At 61.0% G+C, this 25,135-nt stretch carries 10 protein-coding genes and 1 pseudogene; 4 read left to right on the top strand and 7 right to left on the bottom strand.

The features are described 5' to 3' along the window. The first annotated feature begins 4 nt into the window (after positions 1 to 4). Positions 5 to 1,411, top strand: a complete 1,407-nt coding sequence (locus tag ACVWZM_RS20195) for a hypothetical protein (protein WP_456854430.1) — start codon at positions 5 to 7, stop codon at positions 1,409 to 1,411. Between the two features lie 454 nt (positions 1,412 to 1,865). Here ACVWZM_RS20195 and ACVWZM_RS20190 read toward each other — a convergent pair whose 3' ends face one another. From ACVWZM_RS20190 to ACVWZM_RS20175, 4 genes are all read right to left on the bottom strand, one after another. Next, complete coding sequence (locus ACVWZM_RS20190; RefSeq protein ID WP_456854429.1) at positions 1,866 to 2,273, bottom strand: hypothetical protein; 408 nt, start codon at positions 2,271 to 2,273, stop codon at positions 1,866 to 1,868. A 153-nt stretch (positions 2,274 to 2,426) separates the two neighbouring features. Next, positions 2,427 to 4,670, bottom strand: coding sequence for a hypothetical protein (locus ACVWZM_RS20185; protein ID WP_456854427.1), 2,244 nt, complete (start codon positions 4,668 to 4,670; stop codon positions 2,427 to 2,429). After that, complete coding sequence (locus tag ACVWZM_RS20180; RefSeq protein ID WP_456854425.1) at positions 4,663 to 8,937, bottom strand: DEAD/DEAH box helicase family protein; 4,275 nt, start codon at positions 8,935 to 8,937, stop codon at positions 4,663 to 4,665. The genes ACVWZM_RS20185 and ACVWZM_RS20180 overlap by 8 nt, the downstream gene beginning before the upstream one ends. Continuing rightward, positions 8,934 to 11,780, bottom strand: a complete 2,847-nt coding sequence (locus ACVWZM_RS20175) for a hypothetical protein (protein ID WP_456854423.1) — start codon at positions 11,778 to 11,780, stop codon at positions 8,934 to 8,936. Before ACVWZM_RS20175 ends, ACVWZM_RS20180 begins: the two co-directional genes overlap by 4 nt. 1,138 nt (positions 11,781 to 12,918) lie before the next feature. On the opposite strand from ACVWZM_RS20175, the gene ACVWZM_RS20170 reads away from it, so the two are divergent. Continuing rightward, positions 12,919 to 14,445, top strand: coding sequence for an Eco57I restriction-modification methylase domain-containing protein (locus tag ACVWZM_RS20170; RefSeq protein WP_456854421.1), 1,527 nt, complete (start codon positions 12,919 to 12,921; stop codon positions 14,443 to 14,445). A 628-nt stretch (positions 14,446 to 15,073) separates the two neighbouring features. After that, a complete protein-coding gene (locus tag ACVWZM_RS20165; RefSeq protein WP_456854419.1) occupies positions 15,074 to 16,447 on the top strand; it encodes a toll/interleukin-1 receptor domain-containing protein in 1,374 nt (457 codons plus the stop codon). 134 nt (positions 16,448 to 16,581) lie between these two features. Here the strand turns inward: ACVWZM_RS20165 and ACVWZM_RS20160 are convergent, their stop codons facing one another. Both ACVWZM_RS20160 and ACVWZM_RS20155 read right to left on the bottom strand, forming a co-directional pair. After that, the gene (locus ACVWZM_RS20160; protein ID WP_456854417.1) at positions 16,582 to 18,345 is read right to left on the bottom strand and encodes a hypothetical protein; all 1,764 of its coding nucleotides are present in this window, start codon (positions 18,343 to 18,345) and stop codon (positions 16,582 to 16,584) included. Between the two features lie 9 nt (positions 18,346 to 18,354). Next, positions 18,355 to 20,217, bottom strand: a complete 1,863-nt coding sequence (locus ACVWZM_RS20155) for a hypothetical protein (protein WP_456854415.1) — start codon at positions 20,215 to 20,217, stop codon at positions 18,355 to 18,357. 992 nt (positions 20,218 to 21,209) lie between these two features. Here ACVWZM_RS20155 and ACVWZM_RS20150 point away from each other — a divergent pair. Then, a pseudogene (locus ACVWZM_RS20150) lies at positions 21,210 to 21,434 on the top strand (hypothetical protein); the annotation flags it as partial. Positions 21,435 to 21,747: 313 nt separating this feature from the next. Here ACVWZM_RS20150 and ACVWZM_RS20145 read toward each other — a convergent pair. Then, the gene (locus ACVWZM_RS20145) at positions 21,748 to 25,128 is read right to left on the bottom strand and encodes a TM0106 family RecB-like putative nuclease (protein ID WP_456854413.1); all 3,381 of its coding nucleotides are present in this window, start codon (positions 25,126 to 25,128) and stop codon (positions 21,748 to 21,750) included. Positions 25,129 to 25,135 lie beyond the last annotated feature (7 nt).

Here is a 25,135-nt window from a genome sequence, read left to right as displayed (position 1 = left end):
TGGGATGATCACTGCCAGCGTTCTAAGAAAGCAGTACCCGGTGGGGCACGGAGGATTTCATGCTGGTCGTATCTTGGTCCGGACTGACGCCATCCCGATCCCAAATGCGATGCTTCTCGAGGCGAAGAATGCCGACGGCAGCGCCGCGCAAAGAACTCTTCTTGAGAGATTCTATGTCTACGATTGCGGATCGGAGTCTCCGGATGCCTTCAATCGCTCGTTGAGAAATCATAATCGCCTGACGGATAACCGCACCGATATTCTATTCGTATCCCATCTCGATTCCGATCACGTGAACAAGATCGAGAATCTGATGGGCGCAAATCCGCCCAAGATCGTCGTTCTGCCCTACCTTGATTTCGAGGATCTGGCCGTTCTTTTCTTACGCGACGTGGACTCGGGAAAGGTCACGAGCGCAGTCCGGGAGTACGTCCAAGATCCGTTGAACTGGTGGCTACGGCGAGGTGTTACACATGTCATATTCGTGGAACCAGGCAGAGACGGCGACAAGCCTCCGCCAGGCCCATGGCCCGATGCGCCACGCGATCCCGACGGTCCCAATCCGTCCACTACCTCTGAAGGGGCCCAAGCGCGCCTAGTTTGCATATTTCGTCCTCCTCGCTTGCATGCACCGAAAGGCTTCGTGAGCCCGAAATACGACTCTCCTCAGGATATCGATACAGAACTCCCATCCGGAGGTATGTTGGCTGGAACAGGGACGTATTTCCGCCTGGAGTGGCGTTCCAGTGCCGACGATTCCTGGAGATTGGCGGACTGGATTTTGCTTCCCTATGTGCATCCCGTCGAGAGCGCGACGAGAGCAGCTTTTCAGAAGGCGGTCTTACACGAATTGTCGCTTCCGCCATCTCCGGAGCTTGAGGTTTTCGCACGCGGGTTGCTCGACGCGCTGCGCACCAAGCGCAAAAAGCTCGTCTCCTTATATTCGGACCATTTCGAAGTCGATCAGAATTCCATTTCGATGTCTCTCTATTCCGGGCCGGAAACGGAGCATAGATCCAACTTGCCCCACCAATGGATGAGGCCGGTCGGAAAGGCCCAGTTCGGGCTCGAAATGGCGGCCTCGGCCGTGGGCTGGCTGGGTAGCGGCGACTCTCGCCTGAAGAAGACCGACCGACGCAAGGCATGGCTCGATTTCTTTAGAAGGTTTTCGTCCCACATATTCATTCTGTCACTTCCACACCACGGCTCGTGGAAAGACTTCCATGAAGAGATACTCGAGTTTGATGCGTTGTCGGTGGCGGTAGCGACAACGGTGCGTAAGTTGGAGCGCATCGCGGGTCTGACGGACACGCTTCGCTGCGTCAAGGACGCGAAGATTCAGCCTGCCATCGTGGGTGACAAAGCCAAGAACGAGCTGACGTTCGAATGTGCAAGGTATCTTCAAACTTAGGCCAAGCTTCTCAAGGGCATTGCTCGAGGCTTGTGTTTTGCGGACCCGTGCGACCTGCTGATGCTTTCTTGGGGACCGCGTGATGAGCGACACACTCACCGGTACTATTGAGTTTCCGCTCGCCTGACGATCAGCGATGTTGATGATGACCGTAGCGCCCCAACGTTCCTTAGCCCCTTACGCGCAAATCGCCCAATAGACCGCAAAGTGATTGCGAGAGATTTGTGAGTGTCACGCAGAGCGGCTACCTTCAATTGGGGAAATATGAACGCTGCACTTCTGAAAGAACCCATCAATTGATCAAGCGGCCTGGCCAGCATCAACCGCCTGAAGCGCTCCGAAGAAAATATTCCGCCCTATGATGACCTCAGGTACTTTTACTGGAGGCGCGGGCCGCTTCTGTTTTGCAAGACGATGGTCGGCGAAGGGATGAAACCTACTGAGCAGCGAGCGATCATCTCCACTGCGCGATCCAGTCATCGAGCACGACCTGCATCATCCTGTCATTGAGTGTCAAAAGGCGGGCGAGTTCCTCGTTCGTGAGCATTACATCGCCGGGCCCGATGTCGGATAGAGTCACGGTGCGATCGATGGTCAGCCCGCCGCGGATGATGGCTTCAAGATGGGCTTTGACGCTCCTCTTCAGCGCCGACACGCTTCCCTTCAACCGATTCGAGAGACCGTCGAACCATTCGCATGCGATGGTATCGCAGAAAACCCGGGTCTTCGCCTCGCCGATCTTTTCCGATAACTCGGCGACGAACTCCCGCTCCATTTCAGCCTTGCGGTCGACGAAGAGCGGGAGATCGTTGTTTTGTTCGGACGGCTCGACGGTCAGGAACCCACCGGTTGACGGAGGCATGGATCTCGCGATGTCCGTGTCTTCAAAAGCGGCTTCAAAGAACCTTTCCCTGAAATCGTCCGAGGCGGCATATTGCGAAGTAAGGTCTTGTTCTTCGAGAGATCATCCTCGTCGGGCGCAGGCGAGACCTCCCGTCCCGGTGCGGGACGGCGGTTACGCGGCGACATCGCGCTGCTCCGACGTACTGCGCTTTCTCACGACGTCGAAATATCCTTCTATGGTCTGATCGCGCGGTATGGCGACGTCCCAATGCGGTTTTGCCATGCCGCGGAGCACCGACCGACTCAGCAGGTTGTTTCGGGTGATACAGCAGACCTCCGGAATCAGGATGCAATCCGGACAGGCACCGCCGCGTTCGTCGCACAGAGCGCCCGAGCCGCAGCGTAGGCTCGTCGGATCCAGCATCGACGATAGCACCAGATTGCCGTCGGTCGAATTGGTAGCCATCCGCCAGGCCGAACTGAGATAGCCCAGATCCATCGTCGTGCCCCGGCGGTACACGACAAAGGCCAGATCCGGCAAAAAGATGTGCTCGGTCAGGCTTCCGAGCTCCAGGCCCGATACCTGCGCCACCGAATGCATCATCTGATGGGCCATCGTGTGCAGCAGCGTGTAGACGTACGAGCACAGGTTGCGGGATTCGGGGGTGGCGTTGCCGCGATACTCGTCCAGCCAACTCGAAAATCCGCCGCCCGCCGGCCTGATCGTGTGATAACTGTCGATGATCGCCGCACCCAGCCGGCTCGTCGGCGCGGGAAGGTCGTAGGCGATCCCGTTCGCATCGAGCCATGCCCGGACGCAGTTCTCGTCGAGACGGACGTAGAACGCCTCGTTGTCCTGCTTCATCACGTAAATCGGCCGGACATGCTCCTCGTGGAAGTACGCGCGCGGGAAAAGATTGAGCTTCACGGGCATCTCCCACATCTCGCCCGTCTTGTCCCGGGTGACCCGCGGGCCGGATTCGACCCTCGAGAATCCGAACGTGAATTCGCAGACCGGAAACTTCCGGACGAGCCGCATGTCCTCGATGCCGAGCATCGACAGGATGTTCGATATCCGCGACTTGGTCGTCTCGACCTCTTCCGAACCCATGTCGGGCAGGATCGGATCCTTCGGTTCCCTGACGTTGATCACCTTGTCGGCGTCGTTGAGGACGTCGATCTCGAGCGTCTTGTGTTCCACGGCCTGTCGGATGGGATCGAACTTGCGGTCCCATTGCCCCGCGCGGATGTCAACCGCGTAGTCGAGGGCGGCGGTCCGCTGGTAGACATCCGGAATGAGTCCTTCGGTCCGCCAGCGATCGAGCTGATCCTGTCGGGCCTTGACCGAAGCTTCGGCCAGATCCTCGCGTTTCATGCCTCGCATCATCGCGATGATCTCGGCGTGGTTCTTGTATGCGAGCAATTCGGGCGCCCGGTTCTTTTCGCGCAAGGTGTTCTCGATGTCCGCCTCCGAGATCGCGACGACCGGATAGGAGAAAGCCTTCGCGATGAAGCCTTTCAGTTCGTCCGTGCGGCTCTGCAGAAGCAGCGGGAAGTAGTCTTCGTTGGCCAAGGCCAAAACCCTGTCGCCCTGGACGTAGTACGCGTTGTTCGCGCGGTAAGACACCGGCTCCATGTTAACTTCGACTTGCTGGTTCGATCCCTGATTCAGCCCGTCGCCGAGGACGCGCAGACTGGTGGGATCCTTCAGCACGGGAAGCTTGGTGGCGCTCTTGCAGGCCGAACAGATCAACCGCCATTTGCCGAATACCGGGGACGAGCGGTCGAGCAGGAAATGCGAGTTGCCGCAATGGCACTGGACGCGGTTCCAGACGATGTCCTGCCGGTCGCGGTCCCATCGGTTGGAGAGAGTGGAAACACGGTGATAGCCGCCCGACCAGTGGACCTGGACGACGTCCAACTGCTCCCAGTTGGAACGGCAGGGCTCGTTCTGCATGACGTTGGGACATCCGTCTTCGAGCGTACCGCTCTTCGTCTCGAACTCTTCGACGCCGCCGAAGTCCTTCATGAGGCCGCACCGGCGGCAGACGAAAGTCAGCGGTTCGGGCACGTAGTTCATCACGTCCGGAACGAGGAAGGCCAGGCGGTCGCCGCGGAGACGGGGCAGGCCGTCGTCGTTGCGGAGCTGAGGATCGAGTACCAGCTCCGGATCGACCGGCGGTTGGCCTGCCGGCCGCCGGCAGTTCAAACCCTGGATCTCCCAGTTCCGGACGCGTTCGTTGATGCTGTCAAGAACCTGGTTCTTCAGCATCTCGCTGAGCTTGGCCTCGATGCGGGCCGCCGGCTGGGCGATGCAGGCGCCCATGCCGCCCTCGAAAGTGAAAAACGCGCCCGGCGCATAGATCGTCGCGAGCTGCGACCGGGACCGCTTCATGGAGAAGATTTCGTCATTCATTGCGCAGCTCCGCGGTGGTTTCGATCATGCCTTGCGGCCTTCTGGTGCCGCCCTCCCGGATGAACCGCATCATCGTCTGGAAGCGGTCCTTGGCGTCAGCTTTGCGGGTGTTGATGAGAGGACGGACGGTGCCGGGCGCGTCGACATCGCGCAGCGACGTCATCGGACTGTCCAGGTTGCCGCGGAAATGGTCCCAGAACGCGGCAAGGTCGCCGTCGGCCGTCGGCATGTCCAGCAGTCTCACGAATTCCTGGAGCCTATCCCTGACCATCGCCGAGACGATCTGCCGCTGCGCGTCGGCGCCGCCGACCTCGGCATCGAGGCCGACGCACCCGGCGATGTACCTCTCGGCTTCGTCGACGAAGGCGGCCGTCTTCATGCGGTTCACCAGCGAACGAACGAACGACACCTTGCTGAAGATGCGCGTCCGCTTCTTCTCCGGGTCTGCGTCCGCGACGAACTGCTCCTGATAGATCTTGCCGATGAGCCAGTTCTGGATGAGCGACGGAATGACCCGGACGACGGCGCGGTCGGCCCAGCGCTCGATCGCCGGGGGCGCGATCATGCGTTCCAGGAAGCGATGGAAGGTTTCGTGAACCTCGAAGATGAAGCGGTCCCGCCGGTTCTGCGGCGTCGGGATCAGCAACGAAAAGCCGACATGCGTGCGCCCGACGCGCGAACTCGCCTGGATGAATTCGTCGATCGCGGTCGGCATGCCGGCGAAGAACATCGAGTTGAAGTTTTCGACGTCGACTCCGTGCGAGACCGCCGAAGTGGCCACGATCATCCGCAGCGCGTCCTGGACGTCCTCCGTGGTCGGATCGAACTGCCTTTCGGCCTTCCGCACTATCGCCTCGACCGCACCGGACTCGACGCCGCCGCTGATCAGGTCGGTGCGGATGCTTTCGACGAGCGCGTCGCGTCCGAAGTCCCGATGCTGCCGGTCCGCGATGCCCGGAAGCGCGGACAGTATCTGGTCTCCGCCCTTCTTGTTGGTGACGTAGGTCAGGGCGACCCGATGGAGATCGACCGCGGAGGCGATGACGTCGAACCGACCCGATGCCGCCAACCGCGCCAGGGCGGCTCGATGCCTCGCGGAGACCGCCGTGTCGCCGAGGTTCGAGACCAGCATCCGGCACGCTTTGGCCTGACGGGCCGGATCCCCGGAACATAGATCGCGCAGAAGAATCGTTACGATCGCGGTGAACGCGCCGAGAATCATGACCGATGCGGTCGTATGCGGCCGGCCGTTGGTGAGAAGACTGACGTAGACGCGCGCCCAGGGCGCGAACGTCTCGACCGCCTTGGAATCGGACGACGACGAGAGAGCTTCGTTTCGCTCGCTGGCGCTGCCTTCGAACCGGCTTGGATTGGCGTAGAACGAACGATACAGGCGCGTTCCCTTGCGGGGAAACTGCCGCACGCGCTTCTGGTAGAGCACGCGGATCTGGCGCTCCGGATCGGAGATGGTGGCGGTGGCGCAGACGACCTTCGGAAGCCGGATGTCCGAACCGTCTCCGGGAACGAGCGACATGCGGTCCCCGAGGATGGGGCGAAGCGAACGGAACCATTGATACAGGGTGGTTTCGAACAGACCGGCGAAGGTGCCGAGGCTCTCCTCCAGCAGATGCGCTTCGTCCTGGATGATCAGCGACGGGACAGGATCGAAGAAGACCTCGACGCCGCCGGCGAAGGCCGGTGCGATCGGGTGCCGCCCTTCCATCGCCTTCGCGACATTGAGATCATAGGGCGTCTCCATCAGGCCGTTGTCGTCGATCAGGCGTGCGAGACCGAACATTCCGCCGATCCTGTTGATCGTGGACCAGTGCTGTCCGATCAGGGCGAGCTTGTCGATGGTGCCGAGGAGGATGCTGGGAGCGGAGCGATAGATGTCGAAATCGACCAGCAGGAACGGTAGCGGCCGTTCGACGTCGCCCTTGGTCTCGAGGTTCCATTCGCACTCGGTGTTTCGGCAGACGATGCCGAGCCGCTGACGTTCCTTCGGATAGCGCCGCAGCGCGGTGTCGCGATCGCAGAAGGGGCATTTCGGCAGCTTGTTGTAATCCCGGAGGGCGGCGGAATAGGCCGGGTCGCCGAGATTGGCCTCCTCGTCCACGTGTTCGGGCGCCTCGATGGCGGGAATGCACTTGAATTCGTCGAGGACCTGATCGCCGTTCGCCAAGCGGTTCGGCGTGCTGCTGCCGCCGACCCAGAAGCCGATCTCGAACGGCGCGCCGTCGATCCGTTCGTTGCGCCGGACGATTTCAGCCTTGGCCAGCACCTTCGCCAGCCGGCGCGCCTGCTGCGCCGTCAGGAGGCGCAGCGGGTAGCGGATGAGGGCTGAAATGCCGCGGCGCTTGCCGCGGATGCGGTCCAGAAAGAGCGTGTACAGGAGCAGCCCGAAGAACGCTTCGGACTTGCCGCCGCCTGTCGCGAAGTAGAGCAGCGACGCCGATTCGATGGTCTGTCGGTTCGGCGCATAGAGATGCTCGAATTCCTTCATTCTCGTCGACGGCGAGACTATGTTCGACAGAATGAATCCGAGCTGGAAGAGCCGCCATGATGTCTTGTTCTCGAGTCGGCCGACTTCATGGAAGGCGCGGTTCGTCAGATACCAGGCCCTGAACGGCGCCGCAGCCGGAGACTTCCGGTCCTCGAGCCACGCCGTACGGCTCCGCTTCAGCAGTTCGATTCCGACGCGGAGGTCTTCGACCTCCTCGCCGTACGCGGCGATGTCCCACTCGAATTTCGTGCGCTCGCGTTCGCGGCCGTCGGCATCGTCGGCGGCGAGCCCCGAAGTCGGCTCCACGGCGCCGCGCTGATCGGCGATCCAGCGCGCGAAGGCGTTCGGAACGAGGTCGAGCTGATCGATGGGCCGGTTCGGATCGGCCAGCGCCTCGAAGCTGATGTCCAGCGCGTCGATGCGGTTCGGGACGATGCGCGGCAGATTGTACCGGGGCATCCATGTCGTCGTAAGCCGGACGCCGCCCTCCAGAGCCTTCTGCGCGACGCCGCCGTTCCAGCCCGCCGCGGGTATCGAGTGGAATCCCTGGATGTCGTAGGCCGGCTTCACGCGCTCGAGAACGTAGGGGATCAGCGCCGCCGCGGGACGGACGTCGATCTCGAGGCGGACCTGGTAGAGCCCGCCGTCGCCGTCCTGATCTCCGACGGCGCTGCAGGTCCGGTGCATCAGGCCGATCGCGGCATGGATCACGCGATCGTCGACGGGGCTGGTCGCCCACTCGACGGCGATCTCGGCGTTCTGATCGGGCCACAGGTGTGCCCTGTTGACCGGCGTCGCTCGGATTGTCGCCAGCGCCGCGTCCCAGCTGCGCTGCGAACGGAAAGCGCTCGGCGGCAGACGCTTCTTTCGCCAGCACCATTCCGTCCCTTCCTGGGAGCGCATGAAATCGTCGTAGGCTTTCGCCATCGCGCCGCTCATCTGGACGGCGTGTTCGCGAATCGCTCGATCGCGCTCTCCACGCTCGCTCCGCAACGCGAGCACCAGAGGCGGCACCACGACGGTCAACCGCCGGAATTTCATCGGGATCTCTTCGGAAGAGCAGAGATCGTCGGGGTAGACGGCTCCGTCCGTCGTCTCGGCGACCTCGACGGGCGTCTCCTCCGCCGCCGTCCTTTCGGAGCCCCGGGCCAAGCGTCGGACCGGCGTTTCGGCGCCCGTTTGCGGCTCCTCCGCCGGATTCACGGTGACGACCGTCTCTTCGGTCCCGGTGAACCGCACGCCGCGTTGCGTCAGCAGCCGGCGCGCCGTCTCGGCGAAGATGACTTTCCGGGAGCGGGCGTCGCCGGCGACGCGCGCGGCTTCGGCTATCTTGAAGGCTTCCGCGTTCACCTCCTGACGGACTTGCGGGGAGAGCCGCGGCTTCGGACGCAAGCCCAGGATGTCGTTGTCCAGATCCTCCCATGCAGGCAGCACGCGCGCGTAGACGGCCAGATGCGGCTGGATAGTGATGTCGCCGTCGGAGCCGTTGCGCAGCTTGAGACTCGCGCCGTGCACGGGAATCCTGATGTCGCTACTTTCGTCCTCTCCCGACGACGACATCTGGTTGAGGAGGAAGCCGGATGAGAATTGATCGCGCGGTCGCTGACCGAGCACGACCTCCCCGAATTCCCCTGCTCCGGACGCCTTTCCGCCGACGGCGGCGACCAGCGCGTCGCACACCGCCTCCTTCAGTTCTTGCGCGAGATCAGGATCGTCGCTGAGCGCGGAGTTGACGTTCGGAAGACCCGGTTGAGCCGTGCTCATCGGTCGTTCTCCTTGCGTTGTTTGCCTGAAATGAAGTCTCTGCGGACGACCACGCTCGCGCTGCGCACCATCTCCTCCCAGAGCTGCTTGAGCTCAGGCTTCTTCTCGGTGGCGCGCGCGTAGAAGGCGTGGGGATTCACGACGAATTCCTGCGCCCGGTTGTGCGCGTGCAGGCCGGCCTGGATGGCCATGACGCGGGAATTGACCACTGCGTTGCGCCAATACTGTGCGGCGATCGTCTCCGGCACGCCCAACGCGTTCATGAAGAGGGCGAACGTCTTCACCGATCTCGGTGCGTCCGGACGTCCGTTCGTGCGGCCGGTGGACATCCATCGGATGACGTTGGAGACTTCGTTGCGGCCGGCGTCGAACGCTTCGTCGATCTGGACGGCCGCCGCCTTCATGAGCGATAGTATTTCCTGAGCCTGCTTCTGCCGATCGCCGGGGATCAAGGCGACGCGGTCCCGGACCGCCTGCTGGTACGACGAAAGAAGTGTCGTACCTTCAGACTTCACGGGGCCCAGGAGGAATTCCAGCCGATCGTGAAGGTCCCGGCTGAACACGAAAATGCGATCGCCGATCGAGACCTTGTTCGCCGGCATTCCCTTCAACGGATTTAGCTCGTCTTCCTGGATGACGAGACACTCGGCGCTCGGCAGCAGCCGCAGCAGGTATCCGTCCTCGGTGCGGAGCTCGACGACCGGGCCGTCGTACGGACCGCCCTCGGAGGAGTCCTGGATGGTGAAGTCGAGCGTCAGGTCTGGTGCGAACTCCGGACATATCGTCTTCTCGAAATCGAACGAGTTCAGCCGCTCCGCGCATTGGGCCAGACTTGCCGATACGGCCTTGAGCCGCGCGGCCGGCGCGCCGTCGAACAGAGGCGTCACGGGCGCCAGGACGGTGGTGATCGCGCCGAGTGTGCCGCCGTCTCCGATCAGACCGACCTTGCGGGGCAACGATGGCGACAGAACGATGCGCTCGAAGTGGCGGACCTTCGGATTGACGAGAAAGAGCGAATCAATGGGCGCTCCGCGCGAGGTCGCCGACAGTGTCGAGGCGAGCGCTTCGGTCGTCGTCAGGATCAACTTGCTTTCGAGCTTGGCCTGGTCGATGTCCTCGCGATCGGCGAGCCACTCCGACACCGCGGAAAGGACGACGCGATCGCGGAAGGCGACGATGGTCCGATTCGCCTTGCCGACGGCCTTGCCGATGAGTTCGCGGACGAGCTCGGCGACTTCCCCGCCGTTCGCATATCGGTCGACCATGGCTTCGACGCGCTCGCGGAAGGCGTAGACGACGTCTCCGAGGCTGTCGGCCTCCCTTTCCGCCTTGCGTAGTGAATCGGCGACGCCGAGGTAGCGGTATTGGGCCGCGACATAGTCCGAGACCGCGCCAGCGCGCTCCATGTAGTCGAGATGCTCGCGGAAGATCGTCAAGGGAATCGGCAGACAGGCGATCGTCCTTGCGAAAGTGACAGCCTTGACGACCGCGTCGGCGGCGCCCGGATAGCCGGCGTTCCGAAGATCGGACGCCAGCGAGAGCGCGTCATCGCGAAATTGGGCGAGCTCTTCGGCCTTCAAGTGGGTCGTGAACGAAGCGGCGTTCCACGTTTCGGCCACGTCCGATTGGGCCGTGAAATCGTTCGGGACGATCTTGACCACGCTACGCACGCCGATGCGTTCGACCCGCGCGCGATCGTCCCCGCCGTCGGCCGTGCCGATGATTTCGGCGGCCGTCTTCGCGATGAATCCGTCCTGCGTGATGACCACGATAGGCACGCCATGCCCGGAACCGCGGGCAAGATGCGCCAGGCGACGCAGGCCTTTGAGCCAGGACTCGGCCTGCCCGAACGCAAGATCGGTCGCGTCGGCGATGATCAGGTTGCATCGGTCGCCCAGCCGAGTATCGGCCCTGAAGAGACGATTGATGCCGTCCACCGACGAGGGCAGGCCGAGAATCGCGATCGGCGCGACCTCCTTCGACGAGATCTCGCGGCGATACTTCGACGCTTCCCTGATCAACGTCCGACGGGAAGCGATGTCACCGAGGAAGTCCACGTCGCGATCGGCGTAGCGGATGGAATGGTTGTGCTCGATCGGCGGGAAGGTCGGAATCAGTTCGCGCAGATTGGGGTGGCTGATGGTCGCGCCGCCGCTGGTCGCGGAGGCCTCCCTGAGGCCCTTCAGAAGGTACGCGTTCTGATAGTCCGGCCCGCGGTATTCGGAGCTGTCCATCGACCTGATGAGCTCGAGATAGCGGGTCGCGAGATCCTGCTCGTCGACGAAGATGGATTTGAGACTGTGCGTCTTGCGGTCCGAGAAGGGATAATACGCCACCGTGGACCGAAGCATCGGCCGCGCCGATTGGGCCCGGAGCAGAGCGGAAATCGTCACGCCGAGCGGCCGGTTGATCCGGTCCGGCCATGAGAAGACCACGCCGCTCTTCCGTTCCATCGCCGCGTCGACGACGGTCGAGACGGCGGCCTGCGCCGCGGACACGTAGTTCACTTCCGAACTCAGGTCCGAACGATGGTAGAGCCGCAGCGGGGGCAGCATCTGGGGTGCGGCCGGCTTCGCCGACGGCGCCTGGATCGCCGCCGGCCGGTCGGGCGGCGGTCTCGACAGAAGGCTGCGGCGACGCTCGAGACCGTTCCGCTGGGACTGTCTGATGATGTCGAGGCTGGAGCCGAAGCGGTTTCGCCGATCGCCGTCGCGTCCCTTCATGGACAGCCTCCGGTCTTCAACACCGCCCGGAGCTGCAATTCGATTTCGGCACGCGGAATCCGTACCCAGTCTCGTGCGACGACGATGTTGTAGGCGCCGGCCTCGTTGGGCCGCCGCCAATGCGGTCGATCGGTCTTCTGCAGATGATCGAGTGCGCGCCAGTAGTCCCCGAACGACCTTTCGCCGCCGCGGGGACCGATCGTCCATCCGCGCGGACGCATCAGGTTGGGAAGGAACAGCGCGCCGTCCGCCGCTCGAGGCACGAAAATCCAATCGACGACGTCGCCTTCGCTGTCCGGAGACGCCGCCGGGTCCTGTTTGGCGTCGAATTCCTGGAAGGGCGCCACCAGCCCGGAATTGATGGCCTCGATGGCTTCGCGCCAGCAGGAGCGAGACCAATCCTTGCGTTGGGCGAGCCAGTTGCGCGCCGAGTGGGGGGCGGCGGATCCGGAGCCGCCCGTGAGCTGCTCGCGGGAAAGCAGGTTCTGGACGGTCTTGACGCTGACGCGGCCGAGCCACGCCAATCCGGCCGCCGGCGCCTGACGCGTTCCCTCGTCGATCGCCAGGCGGGCCAGCGCGATGTCGTGGACCATCTGAAGGTTCAGTCTACCGGCCGTGGCTGCCGCCTTGGGCAATTTGCTCAGGAGCGAAGCGAGCGCATCGAGGTCCGATTCGATGCGACGCACGAACTGTTCGGACGTCCCCGGCAGATCGTCGTCGAGGAGCGTGCCGATCGAGCCATAGGTATGCAGGCGTCGCATCGAATCGACGAACGGACCCGAAAGGCTGGCAGACGGGATCGCCGACCAGGCCCGGCCCGGGGGTGAGGACGACGGGATATCGACCTGCGCGGCGCGTTCTCCGGCCAGGTAGGTGCCGATCAGCTCGGCGAGTTCCCGCTCGAGGTTCGGGGCAGGCCCCACGACCGCAGCCAACGTCGTGGCCGTGCCGTACAGGAACGCTTCCAGTTCGACCCACTCGAGCGGTGGAAACGGACGATCCTCCCAAGCATCAACTCGCGATCGTTGATTGCACCACGCATCCTTCAACCGTTGATCGTGCTCTGGGGCAGGATTGGAGGACATGGGACAATCTATTTTCCTGATCTGAGGCATCCATTAATCATCAGAAAGCTTAGATGGTCAAATTCAGGTATTCAGGAAAGCCATTTCTCCCGTTAACCAACAAACGAATCTGCAGAGACTTCTATTCCGAACTGCGGACTTGTTGGGGTACAGTTTTTGAAATGGGGCAGCATTTGGAATACCAACACGCAATCGCCCGATTCTTCGGGGCGATTCGGCGCGCTATCGACACCTCGGACTGGCGATGCGCGGATCCTGCCGCAGGCATAGCGCATGGCCGGCTTCCGCGCGCCCCGGAAGCCGTTCAGACAGCCCACGCGCGTCTCGCGGCGTTGCCGCTGGAATGGCGCGAGCACGCAGCCGCCGTCGTCGCCGCCCTGCAACTCAAATCAGGCGAGCGCGAACGACTGGGGGCTTACTTCACGCCTCCGTATCTGGCGGCGCACGTGCTGCGCCGCTTGACCGCGCATGGCTACGACCCGATGCGGCACTCCATCATCGATCCGGCGGCGGGCGGAGCGGCCTTTCTTGCTCCGTTGCACGGACTCATCAGCCGTTCGCTGCAAGGAGGCGATCAGCGGAAGGTGCTCACGCTCCTGCGCGGCATCGAGATCGACCGCCGGCTTGCCCAAGTCTCGAAGGATCTACTCGCCTGGCGGGTCGCTTTGGCGCGCGGAGCCGACAGCCCTTCGGAGCGCGATCGGCAAGCCGTCGAAAACTGCGTGGAGGTTGCGGACACGCTGGGGACGGTCGCCACCGGCAAGTACGACGTGGTCGTCGGCAATCCGCCGTACATGCGGATCGGTCGCGAGGACTATCGCGCTTACGTCGAACGGTGGCCCGATCTGACCGGAAAGGGAGGGTACCTCAATCTGTCCATGGCCTTCCTGCACCACTGCCGCAGCTTCGTGAAGCCGGGCGGGCTCCTGTCGTTCGTGATGCCGGCGAGCATGATCGGAGGCCCTTCCTTCACGGCCTTCCGCAAATCCATCGCCGGTGAGGTCATAGCGATCGACCGAATCGAGAACCGTCAGCGCGTATTCCTGGACGTTATTCAGGATTGCATCATCGTCACGATGCGCAGAGACGTCGAGCAGCGCCCGACGGTCCGCGTCGGCAGCCTGACGCACGGCGGAACGGACCGCGTTTTAGGCAACATCAAGCTCGACCGCGAAGGTGGGCGCTGGGAATTGCCTACGCCCGACGTGATCGCCACGGGAGCATCGCTGTCCAAACTCGGCTGGGCGGGGAAAAGTGGGGCCCGTCGTTCCCCACAGGTGGCAAGAACGCATTTCGAAGACCCGCGCGGCTTCGTCCGTCGCGTTGCTCTGGGCGGCGGCGATACGTCCGGACGGATCGCTGGACTTCGACCACATGAAAGCCAACGTCGATGGCCATCGCGTCGTCGTCGATACCGAGCTATCTTATGTTATGCGCCGACCGTGTCTGGTGGTGCAGCGGACCGCGAACCGAAAGCAGAAGCGTCGCATCAATGCGGCCGTCGTCGACCGCAAATTCCTGGAAGGAGTGGGACCGTTCGTCGCGGAAAACCACGTGATCGTGCTGACGCCGCCGGCAGAAACTTCGATGGCGGAGCTGAGAGCGATGGCGGATTTGCTGAACTCCCTCGAGATGACCGCCCTGTACGATCGCGTCTGTGGATCGGCCTCGGTTTCCTTGAATACGTTGATGTCGATTAAGCTGCCGGCGCTAGAAATTTCGTCGCGGCCGCAGAAGGCCGCTTGAGCGCTCCCTCGCGCGATTTAAGATAAAAGTTTGACAGCGAGATCGCGCTTCACTGAACTTTCGATCGAGAAATCTGCTTTGGCGGTCACGGGCAAAGATAAAGAGCTGTACTTCCGCATTATCGCTCAATACGTGCTCCGCGGTGACGAGCACCTTGCGTGAACGGTGGATCAGAGCGGCCGCGCTTCCGACGAGTATGGTCGCCCCCTATTATCCGCGGCGATGATCGGTATCACGCCGTCTCTGAATTTTGCGACCACGTCGCCCCCCCCCCAACAAAAGGGCAAGGTTCGTTGCAATGCATTTCATGCGAATTCGCGCCTTGGGTCTGCGAGAGGCATGCGTTGCGCGGACCAGGATTTGTCGCCCTCGAATGGCAGCTGCTCCAAATTGTATTGAGGATTTGATGTTCTACAAAAGCTCCTTGCAGCGCCTACGTTCTGGTCGGCATCGGCTTGCTCGCACTGGCCGAGGGAACGGCCAGGAAATTCAGCGTGTCGAGGCTACCTGTCCTTTGGTGTTGAAACTCGACCGAGATCGTAAGCTGTCTTAGACTGGGATCGCCCTTTTGGAGTCAGATTCATGCGAACAATCAGACCCGCCAGCAAGCATTCCGTCTTCATTGCCCATTGCGACGAAGATCATCATGAGGCCGAGCAGTACAAGAGCCTTCTTGCGGTTTCCGGGTTCTCGGTTGCGTCTCACGCCGACAGCAGGAGCGAGATCGAGAACGCGCACTTCTTCATTCTTTTGGTCAGCGACAAGTCGCTCGCGTCGGATCGCATTCAGCGGGAGCTAGGTCGTGCGCGCGCCCGCCAGCGGGAGACCGGGGGATATCTGCCAATTGTAATCCAGGTTTTTGCAAGAGAGGCTGCCTGGCGAAAGCTCAGAACAGTACCGAGTTTTCCTGTTCGTGATTTCGAAACGGGAAAGCGGACCGAGTTTCTTTCGTTGAACCCAACCTTCGACGAATTGACACACCCGCAAGCGCGCAACGCCTTGATCGCATTTATGCGCCCGACGCTGTCGGTCGCGCGCGGCGATATTCTGGACGTAACGAGCTTCAACGAAACCGAGGTCTTCAAGCTATATGCCGATTTGTTTCCGCCAAACGAACGTGACGATCCTGAGGATATCGAGCACTGGGTACTGGATACCGATCTCGGAACGGTGAGGTCGTTCAACTTGTCGGCCCGGGGAAAAATCTCATATCAGCTGGATTCCCGCTATTTCATCCTGAGTGTCGCGAACAAGGCGATTGGACTCGGATTCCTGACGTACGACTATGATGCCAAACTGGCTTACGTGAATTATATCGGCGTGCAGCGATGCTGGCGTGAAGGCCAGCTCGCAAACGCTCTCTTTCACGACATCATTGATGTGCTGGCAGACCTGTTTCCGGAGTACGAGGCATTGATCCTGGAGGTTGAGCGATTCGACATCGATGCGGTGGACGCAACGATCGAGCGACTGAAAACCGAACCCGCGTGCTTCTCGTCTGAGCAGCAGGAGGAGATCCGGAAATTCCTGCGAATCCGCTTCTATCACAAGCTGGGCTTCTTCTTCTTTGTCGATACAGCGACAGGCAAGCCACTGGTCTGCCGCTCGCCTTGCGTCGATCCATCCGACGACCCCGCAGTCTGGAAAGACGAGGAAGCAGATTATTGGATCATGCGCTGCGATCGGCAGCCTACTGCACCGCGCCCTGCTGACGCTGCCGCAAACTGGCGTCGCGCGATCCAGAGCATGTATGTCGAGATTCTCCTGAAGTCGGTCGCGGAACGCCGTGTCATCGCAAGGCAGGCCGAGATTGCCGAAAAATACTGGGAGTATGGACATCGGGTCGTCGATGGTACTATCGCCAGTATCCAAGGCAAGAGAATTGAGCTTCGTCAATTCCCCCATCAGACTTGGTACGATCGCTGGCGGGGTTTGAATATCGTCTTGCCGATATAGCGGCATCGACAACGGCGATTCACCCGCGGCTATGGTATCGATCACCGCAGACTCGACAATGTCCCCTCTCTCGGCAGGGCGAAGGAGCGCTCAGAGTTCGCGGCGAAACTCTGGTGTTCAACGCGCCAGCTAGACTAGGCATCAAGCTTGAGTTCCGCCCACAAGGGATCCTTGTCCTTGAAATCTGCTCCGTAGGACAGCTTGAAGATCGATCCTTTGAACTTGCTCTGCTCCGTAGTCGTGTCGCCGTCCCCGCGGATGATCTTGCCGCCCGTGAGCTGGTCGAGCCGTTCGTAGAGCTTGTCATAGGGCATGGCCCAGCCTTTCGGCGAGGTCTTGGTCTTCTGTTCGCGAGCCGTCAGCTCGACGACGGGAATCATCGCCACCAGGCTGGAGCTCGTCATTAGTTCGAGACCGCGCTCCCGCATGGTCGCATTGTGGCTTGCATGGTGCCCGACCTTGTAGAAGATAACACGAGCAAGAATGTCGTCAATTTTCAGAGCGGATCCGCCCGGCTTGTCGTCAGCGGGATAACTCTGGCGGTCCCAAGACAGCCAGTTGCCGACTTGCGCGTCGCCGGGAAACAGCAGCACCCTCTTGTCGGCCAGTTCGAGCGCGAGAGCCAGCGATGTGTTGTTGACGTCGTTGTCGATCTTTAGTGCGAGACTCTCGACACTTCCAAGCCATTCGTCATCGATGCAACGATCGAAAATCTGTTTCGACCTGTAAAGCCTGGCGATCGGATCGTTAGGCGAACGTGGCACAAGCTTGACCAGGCCCTTGCTGTCGCCGGCACCGTTCTTACCGGCAGGGTAAGGATGCTGATACATCCGCGTGAAGGGTTGATTGTCGATCTCCGCGTCGGGATCGCGGCCATCGATGGGGTCGCCGTGGATCGCCGCGAGCCCCGTGACCATTTCCACCTCTCCGCTGCGAGCGAGAAACAGCCCCTCACGGCGCGCGAGATATACCTCGCTGTCTTCCTTGGAGGGATTGAGCTGGCGAAGTAGCTTGTCGTCGCGCGGCGGACCAAGGACGTACGCCCGGAACGCGTCATCGACCCCCCAGCGCACCACCTCGCCCGGTTTGAGAAACGATACGTTGGCGGCGCCAGCGCGCTTCCGCAACCAGTCCAGCACCGCTTCGCAGCTCGCGTTACCGGAGAGCTTTCCGTCGGTCTCCGGTTTTGCGAGACCAAGGGCGTGAGCTCGAACGCTTTCTTTTTCGCCGTAGAATTGCAGCAGATTGTTCACCGTCTGCATCGCGTCACTGTCCGGCGCGAGCGCCGAATTCAGTGCCAGGCCTGCAAGCGCCGCGAGAGCTTTCTTCGTTTTGCTGCGATAACCGTTCGCGATCTTGTCGGTCCTGTCTTCAGTCCATGCCATCCAGACCTTGCCAATCTTAAAATCTTTGAACTTTTCACTTGCCAGGATGAAGCCGGAAAGGTGGTCATAATGCTCGTGCGTCGCCACGACTAGGTCGACCTCTTCCTCGGTCTCCTTCATGAAATCCGCCACGTTGTCGACAATGCGCGCCTTGCCAAGGGAGGTGGACGGCTTCGCCTCCACCGTACCAATGCGCTGCAAGACGCCGCAGTCGATCAGCATCTTGAAAACGCGACCGCCGGCGGCGTGCCTGACGAGGAAGAAATCGCCGAGCAATCCGCGGTACATCCGGATCGACACGGTGCCATTTCCGGGAGAACGCAGAGGCGCAGGACTGTTGTGATCGACGGCGTCATCCGCGGCTGGCGCGGGAGTCGCATCTTGCGTCGACTTCCTGCCGGCCGCTGTTCGGGCGGCGGCGGAGCGTTTCCTCTTGCCGGGCCCCGAGGTGGACCTCGGTGCGTCTTTCTTCTTGCTCGACTTTTTCTTGAGGGCCTTTGCCTTTGGTGCCACGGCCGCCTCCTATTGACCGCGATGGATCATGGCGAACGGCTCGCGCTCGCCGCTCTCATCCGGATTATACGTGAAGCCGAAACCCTCGGGATTCGACAAAACCTTTCGCTGCTCGTCGAGGCGCGTATCGTCGGAAACGGGCTTGCGGATTACGTAACGCAACAGCTCTTCCTTTAGATCGATGATCAGCGTAGCGCCGCCACGGAAGATGAAATCCGCCGTTGCAGGCTCTTCCTCGCCGGCATCGGCCTTCTTCTGCTGTTCGGGATCAAAATAGCCACGCCGCCGTTGCGTCACCTCGATGACGAGTTGCCGGAGGTCTTGCCCGTCAGGTCCAGCCCGCCGTGTCGTCCGCACGCTGTGTACTTCGACGTTCGGGAAGACTTCCCCCGAAAAGATGCTTCGCGGCACATTCTCCCGGAATTTGAAATAGACCCCAAGTGCGTTTTCCCAGGCAAGGTCGACCGATTCGTTATCGTCGTCCGGCGTCCTGAGCCACCTCCAGACCTTCTGGCGATTTGCTTCCGAGCTTTCGTGAATGTCCTTGCGTGTGTAGTGCGGAATGAGGTCCAGATTGAGCGAGTGCAGGTCGTCGACACTCAGAGGATTCGATCCGAACATCTGCTTTGGAGTCTCCCAAAGCAGGTTTTCCGGTGACATTGACAGGCAGTCCTCGACCAGAATGCCGCGCCCGCGGAAGGCTTCCGCGAAAGCAATCCGGTAGTTGTGCGGATCGTCGGGCACGAGGTCGGTGTCGGCGGTGATGATGGCGCGCAGGAATTCTCCGAACCGGACGTCGACGGGCGGCAGATAATCCAGCGCCCGGATGCACATCCGAAGGACATGGTCGGCCGATTTGACCGCCTCCCTCGTCAGGCGGGCGACGAGATCAGTATTAAGTCTCTTGCCTTCCCCGCGCGTCACGTTGCCGATGCGCAGCAGGTCATCCGTACGCGCTTTGTAGATCGTCAGGAATGCGTCGAAAACGGCAGCGACAAGAATGGCACCCCGTTCGTGGCACTCGGTCGTCACCGCAAGCAGTTCCGGCTTAGGGGCATGACCCACATATTGGCGCAGCGATGTTCGTCCGACCGTGCCGCGGGCAAATTGTTCTGCGAGTCCGCTCAGCAGGCCCGCTTGGTCGAACGACCCACCCTCGCCCTGGATGTGCGCGGAAACGGCTTCGGTAAGGGTGAAATGCGACATCAGCGCCACGATGTCGGCGAACGCTTCGTGAAACGCGAGGCTGTCGACGCTCGTCGCCTCCGCGTACCGCCGGTGCAGTCCGTCAAGCACTGCATGCGTGGTCTCATGGGCGACGATATCGTGCGACAGTGCGGTAAAGATCCAGGTCGCGCCGGCCGCCGCGTTGGTGCTGCGGAAGTAACCGAACAGGAGCGCTCGCTTGGCCATGCTGTAGTAGGCATTGGCCTCGCGCAGCGCATGGGGGTAGACGCGCAGCTTGTCCACCGGCTCGTACGTGTTGCGCGTTGGATTCCAGTGTGGCGCCCAGATCACCTTGCGCCCGAGCGCGCGCTCGAAGATGTGGATGATCTTCATCGCCACCGCAAAAACCATCTGCTGGTGGAATTGCGGATTTCCTTCGGACGGCGTCAGCCCGTCCTGCGCAAGCAGGTATGGATCGTTGAGATCCACAGGATCGTAGAACTGGCGGCTGGCTGGGTCTACGTCGATGACCTCGACATAGTCGTTGATGGGACCGGGCTGCAGTTCATCTTGCTTGGCTGTTCCCCATGGCAACGAGATAGTGGCGAACGCATAGTCGACCGAGCCCAGCCTGCTGGCAGTTTGGGGATCGAAAGCGTAGACACGAAGCCTGCGTGCTGGGGGGGCCGGATACCGGTGGCTCATGAGCTGCGCCTAGAAGCTAGAGTATGAAAAAAAGTAAGGGCAGATTGGCAATAACGCCACCATCTTAGCGTGCATTCTCAAAGTTGACAACTGAATAACTGGAAGCTTTGAGTGCCCGGTTGAGGCCGCTAATGCTGCACTGAAACGTCAGCCGCACCATGTCCGGTATCTCCGCATTAAGGTTGATGACGCCCTCGCGATCTCGGAACAGGTTGCCGTCTGAAATAGCTCTGCCTTTCGGCGCGCGCGTAAGCAGCTTGAGAGACCGATGATAGATGCGCGTCCGAACGCCGCGGAGTTAAGCGCAAACAAAAACCCCGGCGGTTGAAGCCGGGGTTTAGGGGTCGTCTTTTCCGCGATCGACCAGCGGAGAACATGTAGCGCACACACGAATGTGGCACTAAGCTAGGGTGTACCCGCGTCGTCCGCGGATATAATGGCACCGGCAATCAGAAACCAGATGACGTAGGCTTACCCGCGTTCTCACGCGGCGACTTCATCCTACTTGGCCTTGGGCCACCGTGCAAGTCAGCCCTTAAACATGGTTAAAATCGGCCATAAAGCGGAAAGGCGTCGACGTACTCGGCCGGGCCGATCCTTTTCAGGATCGCTCGACTGGTGGTCGTCGCATGAGGTGGGCCGGATTGTTTGCCAACAATGCGCGTTGGCTAAACCGCGCTTTGCCTGTCCAAGCCTCGCGCGTGCCGGAGCGCCGCTTGCAACCGCTCCCTCTCCTTTTGCCTTCGATTCTCCTCAGACCGTGATCGCTTCTCGATAGCCTCGGCTTCAGCTTGGATTGCCGCCGCCTTCTTCCCGTGCTCGCGTCTATATCTTGCGGTAGCAGGAGGGAAACGTGGTCGTTGAAGTCAATGATGTAGAAAAGCTTCGCGAATATCTGCGCGTGTGCTCGGTGCCGGGCAGCATCACGCCAACAACGTCGATCAGATCATCCTCGCCATCGCCGGAGCGGTGATCGCCCCAAGGACAACACGCCGCTGCAGGTTCGCATGGGACGGACCAACGAAATGGGGCGCGCGCTTACGTTCACGTCGGCCCGCGGCAACAGCTACGCGCAGTCCTACAACCACGCGTCCCGTCAGGTCGATCTCAAGCAGGGCAACTCGCGCGGCGGCGTGCTCCACTCTTTCGACAACTCGACGCCGATCGCCCGCTTAAGGGAAACCGGAAATACAACCAAACCAGCGGCGATAAGATGAAGAGGGTCCCGGGCGGGCGGCATGCCGGTCGTCTACTCCTCGGCCGCTCCAATTCGTTAACTTGATGGTACCGCCGTCCAAACCGACAGGACCGCGCCCCGTCGAAATACTCCGATGGCGAAGTGGCAACGCCAAGCCGCTGGCCGCGGCATTTGACCTTGTACTTTCGTTGCACGCAAGCCAATCGGGTGGGAAGTCTGGTTGCAGGTCTCGCTGCAGGAGTTCTTCCTCAAGGCGGTAGATTGGCTCGGCCTCGAGACGTTCGGCGGGTCTAGCGACTTTTTTCGGACATTTGCGATCTCGGTTCCAGTACTTATTTACCTGGTGCAACTGATTCATCGGAGTAGTGTTTCGCCCAGCACAGCGTATTCACGAGCTGCATCTGCTCAATCGTATGACAGGGTATTTCGAGAAGACGAGGGCTGGCGAAGATTAGGGAAAGGCAGCGAGCTCGACTGATCGCCACATTGAGACGATTGCGGCTGTAAAGAAACTCGATATTGCGCGGCATGTCCTCGCCAGAGGACGTCGCCATCGAAATCAGTACAACAGCCGCTTCCTGCCCTTGAAATTTATCGACGGTTCCGACACGAGCGCCGTCAGGCAAGACATCGCGCAGATGGTTCACTTGCATGTTATAAGGCGTTACGACCAGAATATCGTTGATGCCGATCGCCTTCTTGGCGCCTTTCCGGTCCACCCACGTTTTGCCAAGCAGCGTGTCGTAGGTCTTCTTGATACGCTCAGCTTCAGGCGGGCAACGTTGCGCAAAACCGGCATGGTCGACAGGAACGAAGCGGAGGCCGGTTGGAGCCAACGCGTCATCCGTCGACGTGCCGATATCGATGGCTTGCTGCTTGGTCGACGGGTCCGATACGAGGCGGCCGTCGTAGACAGCATCCGAGATGAATTTGCAGATGTCGGGGTTCATCCGGAAAGTCGTCGCGAGGAAGATGCCCCGGTCGGGCGGAACGGTTGCTAACCCAGCGAGCAAGTGATCGAGGCCGGAGATGCCGGAGCCTCCCGGATGTGCCCCCTGAATGGGTTGGGACAGTTGCATCTGATCGCCGACGAGAACGACGTTTTTTGCGGCAACGCCCATTGCAATCACATTCGCAAGGCTCACCTGGCCTGCTTCGTCGATAAAGAGATAGTCGAGCTCCTGGTCGAGTTCGGGGCGCGCAAAAAGCCAGGCGGTCCCGGCAATGAGCTGATAATTGGCTTGGGCGGCCGCCGCATCCTTGTTTTCGGCATTGGCGATCATCGTCCCTTGAAAATACTGCTCCTCCTTGGTTGATCCCTTAATTCCGTTGAAGCGGACGCCTTTCTCTTTTGCGACCGCTTCAACGTCTTTCAGCAAATTATTGATGGCTTTATGGGAGTGGGAAGCCACCCCGACGCGCTTCTTCTCTGCCAAAAGGGCGACGATCGCGTGCGACGAGGTATAGGTCTTGCCGGCGCCGGGCGGGCCTTGGATGAGCATGTAGCTTTGGTCAAGGCGCTTTAGTGCAGCCACTGATCCATCGAGAAGGTCTGCACCTTGCGCGATGATAGGCGCGCCTTGCGCCTGCTTTACAAGGCGGGGCGCCGTCTTCTTCATGATATCGGTCAGGGCACGGTAGCGATTTAGATCGCCCGCGATGACGGTTTCGGCAAAGCGATGAACCGCCGCCCGCAGAACCAGATCGCCAAGAGGGCCCTTGGGAATGAGCGACGCGCCGTCGGCGAGGCGCGTCCATTTCGGCCCAAGCTTCAGCGAGATACGCCTTTCATCTTCATCAAGCTCAAAGACCTCGCCCGCGGGCTCCAGCGTGCCGGCCCGCAGGACCTCGTCATCGACACGCATCTTGAAGTCCTGCGGAGGGAACGTGAACGAGTAGACCATCGACTTCTTTTCCTGGCGCGGCGGTCGCGCGGGGTCCGGGGTAAGAACGCCGATGCACTCGGCGTCGTCGACCAATTCCTCGTCGGTCATTTCCTGCCGCGTGAACATCGCCCAAAATTTCGGCTTGGCCTCACGCCGGTGAAATTCCAGCAAATAGGCCAGTAAGGTCCGCCACGGACGATCTTCGGGTGCGCATCCCGTTGTGAGCGCCAGAATGTGCGCGGCGGTGCGCTGCTCGGCCTCGATGCGCTTCTGCTCGCGCACGGGATCGGCCTTCTCCGGCGCGATTTCCGTAGGCCAGGGCATATTGGCGGCGCGCAATGTGATCAGCCAGTCGCGGCATTGCGCGGTCGATTGGCAATCCAGCTTGTTGTAAGCCTCGATTTCGTCGAGCAGTTCTTTGGCGCCAAGACGGCGGAAGCGCTCGTAAATGATGATGCTGTCGCCCGCCGTCGTGACGGTTCCAGACCGCGCGCCATCGAGATAGAAGGCCTCGACGTTCTTTATCGAATATCTCGGCTCCGAGATCCGTACAGATTCGCGCACAACCTTATAAAGATCAACAAGCTTGTGCCGGCGCAGCAGATTATCGACCTCTGTTTCGCGCGTGCCATGAAGCATCGCGAGGCGCTTCAAGGCCGCCTCTTCGTAGCTCGCGTAATGGTAGATGTGGGCGGCCGGATAAGACGCGACGCGCGCTGTCATGAAGTCGACGGTGTCCTCGAACGCCTTCTTTTCATCCGCGCGATTGTGCGCCCAGAAAGCCGTGAACTTCTCCTGGCCCCCATCGAAGTGAACAAGACCAAAGAGGTATTCGAGTCCCATCTCGTAAAGGGGGTCACCTTCCATATCGAAGAAGATGTCGCCTGGGTCCGGCTTGGGAAGCCGCTCAAAGCCACGGCCCGGCGACGGCGGCAGCATTTCGTGCTGGTTCTTCCCGGTATCGCGGCGTGCCACTTGCAAAGCGGCCTGTGCGCGCAATCGCGACAAGGTGTTGGGTTGCAGATCAGGAATGCGCGTGGTCGCCGGCATCGCTGCAAGCTGACGGACGGTCGTGATGCCGCTTGCCCGTAGCTTGTCCATCTGGCTGCGATGAATGTTAGCGACGAGACTTAGATGATCGTTCGCCTCCCATTCGGTGCTGCAAGTGTCGGACCACCGGCAAAAGGTACAATGACCACACGGCTCCGCGACCGAGGCTGTCGGGGGCGTCCCAACAAAGGTTTCGAAGCGCCCTCGTGCCACGCCGTAGTAGTGACGCACGTCGGATGTACGAAGTGAAGCCGTGCGGCCGTCGCCAAGGACGACATGCAATTGCGGCGGCTCAACGCCTTGAGCGGAGCCAAGGAGGTCCGCATAGACGCAAAGTTGGATCACGTGCTTTGGCTTGGCGGTACGTGCGAGCTTGGTGTCGGCGACGTCGTAGGCGTAGTCACCAAGCCGCGACGGGGTGCCATTGACGCGCAGGAGAAAATCCGAGAATCCGTGCCATGGCGAGCCATAGAGCGCGCCTTGATATACGACATCGGCTCCAGCTTGCATCGCCTCGTGCGTGGCCGCAACGCGAGCGGCAAGCGATCCTTCGCTGGTTATCTCGGCAACCGTTCGTCCTTCTTTCCGCAAGCGGGCGAGATAGGCCTTTTCATGCTCGATGCCCTTTTCCTGTAGGAGCTTGGCCTGCTCGTCGTCTTCCGGAAGAGCCACAGGGTGTACAAGCTGCCGCAAGTCGTTGAATGTTGCATGCGTGCAGCCAAGATAATTCACAAGGTCGGTTGCCGAATAAATGCGTTTTCCTGCTTCCTCCCTCATGATTGCC

This window comes from Bradyrhizobium sp. USDA 4501, from assembly GCF_054062115.1.
This window is presented reverse-complemented; position numbering and strand designations above follow the sequence as displayed.